7 protein-coding genes are annotated in these 7,009 nt (G+C 71.1%); 3 read left to right on the forward strand and 4 right to left on the reverse strand.

What is annotated here, in order from left to right; genetic code table 11:
* The first annotated feature begins 6 nt into the window (after positions 1-6).
* Complete coding sequence (locus AB0B33_RS46015; protein ID WP_360784340.1) at positions 7-1,038, forward strand: alpha/beta hydrolase; 1,032 nt, start codon at positions 7-9, stop codon at positions 1,036-1,038.
* Between the two features lie 485 nt (positions 1,039-1,523).
* Here AB0B33_RS46015 and AB0B33_RS46020 read toward each other — a convergent pair whose 3' ends face one another.
* The 3 genes from AB0B33_RS46020 to AB0B33_RS46030 form a co-directional block, all read right to left on the reverse strand.
* On the reverse strand, positions 1,524-3,056 hold the full coding sequence (locus tag AB0B33_RS46020; RefSeq protein ID WP_360784343.1) for a nucleobase:cation symporter-2 family protein: 1,533 nt from the start codon (positions 3,054-3,056) through the stop codon (positions 1,524-1,526).
* Positions 3,057-3,171: 115 nt separating this feature from the next.
* Positions 3,172-3,888: a hypothetical protein gene (locus tag AB0B33_RS46025; RefSeq protein ID WP_360784346.1), complete on the reverse strand. Its 717-nt coding sequence runs from the start codon at positions 3,886-3,888 to the stop codon at positions 3,172-3,174.
* A 225-nt stretch (positions 3,889-4,113) separates the two neighbouring features.
* The gene (locus tag AB0B33_RS46030) at positions 4,114-4,695 is read right to left on the reverse strand and encodes a hypothetical protein (RefSeq protein WP_360784349.1); all 582 of its coding nucleotides are present in this window, start codon (positions 4,693-4,695) and stop codon (positions 4,114-4,116) included.
* Between the two features lie 209 nt (positions 4,696-4,904).
* On the opposite strand from AB0B33_RS46030, the gene AB0B33_RS46035 reads away from it, so the two are divergent.
* Positions 4,905-5,297, forward strand: coding sequence for a hypothetical protein (locus AB0B33_RS46035; protein WP_247023964.1), 393 nt, complete (start codon positions 4,905-4,907; stop codon positions 5,295-5,297).
* Positions 5,298-5,318: 21 nt separating this feature from the next.
* On the opposite strand, the gene AB0B33_RS46040 is transcribed toward AB0B33_RS46035, so the two are convergent.
* Positions 5,319-5,906 carry a helix-turn-helix domain-containing protein gene (locus AB0B33_RS46040; RefSeq protein ID WP_360784353.1) on the reverse strand — a complete coding sequence of 196 codons (588 nt, stop codon included), beginning with the start codon at positions 5,904-5,906 and terminating at the stop codon, positions 5,319-5,321.
* Between the two features lie 107 nt (positions 5,907-6,013).
* On the opposite strand from AB0B33_RS46040, the gene AB0B33_RS46045 reads away from it, so the two are divergent.
* The gene (locus tag AB0B33_RS46045) at positions 6,014-6,907 is read left to right on the forward strand and encodes an SDR family oxidoreductase (RefSeq protein WP_360784356.1); all 894 of its coding nucleotides are present in this window, start codon (positions 6,014-6,016) and stop codon (positions 6,905-6,907) included.
* Positions 6,908-7,009: the final 102 nt, after the last annotated feature.

Below are 7,009 nucleotides of genomic sequence, written 5' to 3' on the forward strand. Positions count from 1 at the left end.
GAACACATGACCGCGCAAGTCACGGACCGGTCCGCCACCCGGCCGGTCGGACCGCCACCACCCTTCGATCCGGAACTCGCTCCCGTGGTCGAGGTGCTGACCGGCCTGCGCCCTCCCGACGCGTACCGTCCGGACACCATCGTCGAGATGCGCGAGCCGGTCCCCGGGGTGGAGACCCCGACCGACGAGATCCTCTCGCGCGGTGGCGCCTACAGCGTGCAGGAGCGGGCGGTGCCGGGGCCGGCCGGGGAACCGGACATCTCGCTGCTGATCTGCCTCCCGAAGCACGCGGCGGCCCCGGCCCCGGCGATCTACCACGTCCACGGGGGCGGCATGATCGTCGGAGACAACCGGTTCGGCCTGGTCGAGATGCTGAACCTGGCCGAACCGATGGGCATGGCCGTGGTCTCGGTCGAGTACCGGCTCGCACCCGAGACACCCCACCCGGGTCCCGTCGAGGACTGCTACGCGGGCCTGGCGTGGGTGTCGGAGCACGCCCCCGAGCTGAACATCGACCCCGAGCGCATCGTCATCGGCGGCGCGAGCGCCGGCGGCGGCCTCGCAGCGGCTGTCAGCCTGATGGCACGCGACCGCACCGGCCCGGCCATCCTGGCCCAGCTGCTCCTGTCGCCGATGCTGGACGACCGCAACGACTCGCCCTCCGCGCGGCAGATGCGCGGCCTCGGCATCTGGGACAGCTCCTCGAACGAGACCGGCTGGAACGCGCTCCTCGGCGACGGCGTTCGCGGAGGACCGGACGTTTCTGCGTACGCCGCGCCTTCCCGCGCCGCGGACCTCTCCGGACTGCCGTCCGCGTTCGTCGACGTCGGGTCGGCCGAAACGTTCCGGGACGAGGACGTCGCCTACGCGAGCCGCTTGTGGCAGGCGGGCTGCGACGTCGAGCTGCACGTCTGGCCCGGCGGGTTCCACGGGTTCGACGTCGTGGTTCCCGATGCCGTGCTCTCGCGGGACGCCGTCGCTGCTCGAGCGGCATGGCTGCGCCGTCAACTGGGGCGTACTCCCCCGGTGAGGGGATGAGCTGGAGTGTTCGCGTAGGCGTCCGGCACGCGGTTGGTGCCGGACGCCATTCGCTTACCGCGAAGCGCTGGTTCAGCGCATCGGCGCCTGGCGGCTTCGCCCGACGAACACGGGTCAGAACAGGTGACCCACTTCCCTGACACGGAAGAGGTCACTGGTTCAATCCCGGTGTCGCGCACCACCTGGGCTGCTGCGTCCCTGCCCGTCAAGGTCAGGACTTTCGGCTACCACGAGCGTGTGCGCGGCCCGAGCCACCGACCCACCCGGGTTGCGCGCGGTCGAGGGCCAGGAGCGGGGCTTGGTGCCACAAAGAATGCGAGAGCCGGGATCCAAAGCAGACAGCACGCCGTCGTCCGCAGTGCCACGGACCCCACGCGCTCCGCTTCGCCACCCCATCACCCCAATATACGGACGGGAACGAGCTCTGCCGCGCCGCTCAGGACGGCGGTAGCTCCTCGAATACACCCACCCCGGAGCCCGTCGCGTCAGTGTTCCTCCGGCTCGGCGCCGATCCGGTAGGACACCGGCTGCCCGTCGGAGTCCCGTACCGGGACCGGGCGGCCCTGCGCGTCCACGATCTTGCCGTCGACGACCTTGTCGCCGTTCTCCAGACGGGAAAGGACCTTGAGGTCCGAGTAGTCGATCACGCGGGTCGCCGTCGCGAAGACCGACGGCTCGCTGCCCGCCTTGCCCGGCTTCAGGTGGTTGAACACCAGGTTCAGCACGACGGCCAGGAGCGCGGCGGCGCTGATCCCCGAGTGGAAGATCGTGCCGACCCACGCCGGGAACCGGTCGTAGAAGCCGGGCACCGCGATCGGGACCATGCCCAGGCCCACCGAAGCCGCGACGATCACCAGGTTGAGGTTGCCGTTGTAGTCCACTTTGGACAGTGTCTTGATGCCGGAGGCCGCGACCGTGCCGAACAGCACCAGGCCGGCGCCGCCCAGGACCGGGTACGGGATGGCCGCGACCACCCGGCCCAGCACCGGTAGCAGGCCGAGGACCACCAGGACCCCGCCGCCGGCCGTCACCACGAACCGGCTCCGGACGCCGGTGATCGCGACGAGGCCGACGTTCTGGGCGAAGGCGCTCTGGATGAAACCGTTGAAGATCGGTGCGATCGCCGAGGAGGCCATGTCGGCGCGCAGGCCGTCGCCGATCCGGCGTTTGCCGACCTTCGTGCCGACGATCTCCCCCACCGCGAGGATGTCGGCCGTGGTCTCGGTCAGGGTCACCAGGATGACGATGAACATCGACACGATCGCGGCGACGTCGAAGGTCGGTGCGCCGAAGCCGAACGGGGCCGGCACCGCGAAGATCGGGCCGTTCCCCACCTGGGAGAAATCGGCCTTGCCGAGCACGGCGGCCAGCGCGGTGCCGACCACGATGGACAGCAGGATCGAGAGCCGGGAAATCGCCGGCACGGCGATCTTGCTCAGCAGCAGCACGATCGCCAGCGTCGCCGCGGCCAGCCCGATGTTGGAGACCGACCCGGAATCCGCGGCCTTGGTGTCGTTGCCCATCGCCCACCGGGCCGCGACCGGCATCAGGCTGAGCCCGATCACCGTGATCACCGTGCCGGTCACGACCGGCGGGAAGTACTTCACCAGCCGGGAGAACACCGGCGTGATGAGCAGGCCGAGCAGCGCGGACACGATCACCGCACCGAACACCGCGGGGAGCCCGCCGTCGGCCACGATCGCGGTCATCGTCGCCACGCCGGCGAAGGAGGTGCCCTGCACCAGCGGCAGCCGGGAGCCGAAGAAGGGCACGCCGTAGGACTGCAGGATCGTCGCCAGCCCGCCGATGAACAGGCACGACGCGACGAGCAGCCCGATCTCGGTGGGCGAGACGCCCGCGGCGCCCCCGATGATCAGCGGGGGCGCGATGATCCCGCCGTACATGGTCAAGACGTGCTGGACGCCGTAGGCGAAGCTCTTGCCGATCCCGAGCCGTTCGTCCTCGGGCCTGCCTGCCGCGGCCGCCACGTCACCCGTCTCCGGCGTGCTCTCCGCCATCGAATCCGCCTCTCGGTAGGAGCGAGCGACGGCCCGCCACCCGGCCTTCCACAGTTTCGTTCTGCGGAGACTAACTTCCGCATGGCAGAACAAGCAACAGCCGGATCGCCCGGTGCTACTTCAGGACGCTGACCGCGCGGGCGATGACCAGCAACGACGTCAGCAACGCGGCGACGCTCTGCACCGCCATCAGCACCTTCGCCCGCGACGACAGCGGCATGGTGTCGGTGGGGCTGAACGCCGTCGAGTTGGTCACCGACACGTACAGGTAGTCCACCAGCGTCGGCACCCAGTCGGCCTTGACGCTGGACCCGTCGGCGACCTCCTCGACGGTGTCGGCGTTCTCGTCCTGGGAGAACCGGAAATCGGCCAGCGGGAGATCGGCGCGGCCGGACTGGGTGCGCTTGACCGGGCCGCCCCGGTCGAGCTCCCAGTAGGCCAGCCCGAACGCGATCACGTTGGTCAGCCAGACCTGCAGCGCGCCGAGCAGCAGGGCCTGGCCGTCGCCGGCCGCACCGGCGACCAGGTCGTGGATGAGCAGCGCCAGCGCTCCCAGGTTGGTGACGCCGATGACGACGACCAGCGAGAGCGACAGGACACGGGAGATCCTGGTCTGCCGGGTGACGCGCCGCGGGTTGATCGCGACCAGCGGCACCAGCAGCAGGATTTCCAGCGCCGGCACGACGAACCGGGGCGCGACCAGCAACTGTTCGGGCAGGGCCAGGTAGAGCGCGATGGCCACGAGGGTCGCGACGGCGGCCGGCAGCCGGGCCTCGCCGCGGCGCTGGTGACGGGGGTGACGGGTCCGGGCCTCGGCCCGATCGGCTGGCATGGCGGCGACTCCTCGCGCACGGCCGCGGACCGGCCCCTGGTCATGAGGCCGCCAGCCTAGTCCCCCGCCACGGCCGCGCATTTCGGCGAACGATCGCACGCTTTGCCGTGCTCGCGCTCACCTCCGCCGAAATGCGACCCGACCGGAATTGCCCGTGCCACGCACGAATGGCGGAGCGGTTTTCCGGCGGCCCGTTTCAGCAGCAGGCCGCCGGAGCGCCGCCGATCAGTACGGGTGGGGTGCGTAGACCGTTTGGACGGTCGTGGTCGAGTAGGTGACGTTGTTGTAGGTGGCTTGCTGTTCGCAGGTCACGGTCACCGCCGCACCCGGCGGGACGCTGCCGGTGTTGTAGGTGACGGTGGTCTTGGTGGCCTTGTCCTCGTGGTCGGAGCCGGAGCCGCCGTAGGTGTCGTGGCAGGACACGCGGGTGTCGCGCGCGTCGAGGCCGTCGCCGTTGGCGCGTTCGAACCGGATGTAGCTCTGCACCCGGGCGGACTTGACCGGGCTGCCGCCGGAGTAGGAGTCCCAGCGCAGCACGGTGGTGTAGGCGTGGACGCGGTAGCCCGTGCCGCAGTCCGGGGTGTAGGACGTCACCGATCCGCTGTAGACGGGCGTGCCCTGGTTGGCGCAGGTCGCCGGAGCGGGCGTGGTGGGCGGCGGCGTACCGGGGTCCCCCGGGAGACCGGGATCGCCGCCGCACCCCTCTTCGGGACACTGCGGCTCCACCGTGGACGCTTGGGCCGCCGGAAGGGTGCCCGCGGTTTCCAGACCACAACAGATCATCGCCGCGGCGACAACCGCGGCCAATCGCGTAATCGAAGTTTTCACGGTTCTGCATTCGCAGAGGATCATGAACGCGTTACACAACTTCTTGCCGATTTCAGCCGATCTCGTCGCGCATTGGCGGAATACTCCGAATGGGCGCGGGTAAAAATTGTCGTGGCGGCAAAAGCACCGTGGGCGCGGGCCGCGCGGTCGGGCACGGTCGTGGTTCACGAACCGAGTGGAGGCTCACCGTGCCGCGTCGCCGTCTGCCCGAACGCGCCACGCCGGAGGGCGCGGGCCGGATCTTCCTGCCGGTGATGCTGGTCGTCTTCGGCCTGGGCACGATCGTGCTGCTGATCGCCGGGATCTCGGTGCTGTCCGGCGACCTCGCCCACGGCGGTGAGACCTCACCGTGGTTCCTGCTCGCCCTGTTCGCGACCGCGGTCCAGCTGATCGCACTGGTGGCCCTGGCTTTCCGCCGCCGGTGGGGCGCCCGGGTGTTCGGCGCGGCGTTCGTGACCGGCACAGCGCTGGACCTCTTGTCCTTCAGCGGGGTGAGCGGTGCGCTGGTCGCCGTCAAGATCCTGGTCGCCGGGGTCCTCGCGGCGGCGATCCTGGTCCGCTGGGACGACCTCGTCGCCTGAGCCACCGGCTCAGGCGCGGCTTCACCTCGGGGAGCGCAACGCCTGAGCGGCTTCGCCGGCCAGCGTCAGCAGCTCGTCCAGCACTTCGGCCGCGAGGTCGGCCAGCGACCCCTCCTCGCGCAGCCACCGGCTGAACGCGATCCCGAACACCGTGGCCCCCGATTCCGCCGCGAGGGTGGCCGCGGGCTCGCCGACGCCGCGGGCGCGCAGGGCGTCGGCGACCGTCGTGGCCAGCGTCGTCAGCTTGTGACGCTCCCGTTCCTGCAGCGCGGGGTGGCGGTCGATCACGGACTGCCGCGTGCGGGAGTGCGGACGGCGCTCGTCCGGGAAGAAGGCCGACGACGACCGCAGCGCCGAGGCGACGACCTCGAGCGGTGACGCCTCCGGCGGGGCCGCGGCGATGCCGTCGAGGAAGGCCTGGACCAGCAGTTCCTGCCCTTGGAAGAGCACTTCGCGCTTGTCGCTGAAGTGCCGGAAGAAGGTGCGCTCGGTCAGGCCGACGGCCTGCGCGATCTCCGCGGCGGTCGTCTGCTCGTAGCCGCGGGTGGCGAACAGTTCGAGCGCGGCCTGCTGCAGCCGCTCCGCGGTCCCGGGTTCCCAGCGCACCATGCCGCCGAGTCTAGTGATGACAGCGCCTGACATGAAGGCGTACGGTAGCGATGTCAGCGACTGACGTCGGTCACTGACATCACATCTTCCTCGAAGGAGTTCACGCCATGCGCGTTTTCGTCACCGGAGCCTCCGGCTGGATCGGCACGGCCGTCGTCGGCGAACTGCTCGCCGCCGGCCACGAGGTCACCGGGCTGGCCCGCTCGGCCGCGTCGGCCGCGAAGCTCGAAGCGGCCGGCGTCCAGGTCCGGCGCGGCGAGCTCGACGACCTGGCCGGTCTCCGCGCCGGCGCCGAGGCGGCCGACGCGGTCATCCACCTGGCCAACAAGCACGACTTCGCCGACCAGGCCGCCTCCAACGCGGCCGAGCGGGCCGCCGTCGAGACCATCGGCAACGCACTCGCCGGCACCGGCCGCCCGTTCCTGCTGGCCTCGGGGGTCGCGGGCCTGGTGCAGGGCAAGCCCGCCACCGAAGCCGACGCGTCCCCGTTCCACGGCCCGGACTCCCCGCGCGGCGGCGCCGAGAACCTCGCGCTCGGGTTCACCGACCGCGGCCTGCACCCGGTGAGCCTCCGGTTCTCCCCGACCGTGCACGGCACCGGCGACCACGGGTTCATCGCGCACCTGTCCGCGATCGCCCGCGAGAAGGGCGTGGCCGGCTACCCCGGCGACGGCACCAACCGCTGGGCCGCGGTGCACGTCGGCGACGCCGCGCGCATGGTCGTCCTCGGCCTGGAGAAGGCCCCGGCGGGCAGCCGCCTGCACGCGGTCGCCGAGGAAGGCGTACCGACGAGGGTGATCGCCGAAGCGATCGGGCGGGCGTTCGACCTGCCGGTCGCTTCGATCGACCCCGACGACGTCCCGGGCCACTTCGGGTGGATCGGCGCGTTCTTCGCGATGGACCTGGCGGCCACGAGCACCGCCACGCGGGAACTGCTGGGCTGGACGCCGACCGGGCGCACGCTGATCGAGGACCTCGACGGCGGCGCGTACTCGGGCTAGCCGTAGCGGCGCGGCCGGCTGACGGGCGGGTTGCGGGCGGGTGCAGACGACCTCCTCGGCCGAAGAGACCGAGGAGTTCCTCGCGACGGCCGAGGCCGAACC

It is taken from the genome of Amycolatopsis sp. NPDC049159 (assembly GCF_040648295.1).
GTDB classification, from domain to species: domain Bacteria; phylum Actinomycetota; class Actinomycetes; order Mycobacteriales; family Pseudonocardiaceae; genus Amycolatopsis; species Amycolatopsis pretoriensis_A.

Bases quoted from the DNA above. Each gene is read 5' to 3' on its own strand.
- AB0B33_RS46015 (WP_360784340.1), top strand. From the start codon at position 7: ATGACCGCGCAAGTCACGGACCGGTCCGCCACCCGGCCGGTCGGACCG.
- AB0B33_RS46020 (WP_360784343.1), bottom strand. From the start codon at position 3,056: ATGGCGGAGAGCACGCCGGAGACGGGTGACGTGGCGGCCGCGGCAGGC.
- AB0B33_RS46025 (WP_360784346.1), bottom strand. From the start codon at position 3,888: ATGCCAGCCGATCGGGCCGAGGCCCGGACCCGTCACCCCCGTCACCAG.
- AB0B33_RS46040 (WP_360784353.1), bottom strand. From the start codon at position 5,906: ATGGTGCGCTGGGAACCCGGGACCGCGGAGCGGCTGCAGCAGGCCGCG.
- AB0B33_RS46045 (WP_360784356.1), top strand. From the start codon at position 6,014: ATGCGCGTTTTCGTCACCGGAGCCTCCGGCTGGATCGGCACGGCCGTC.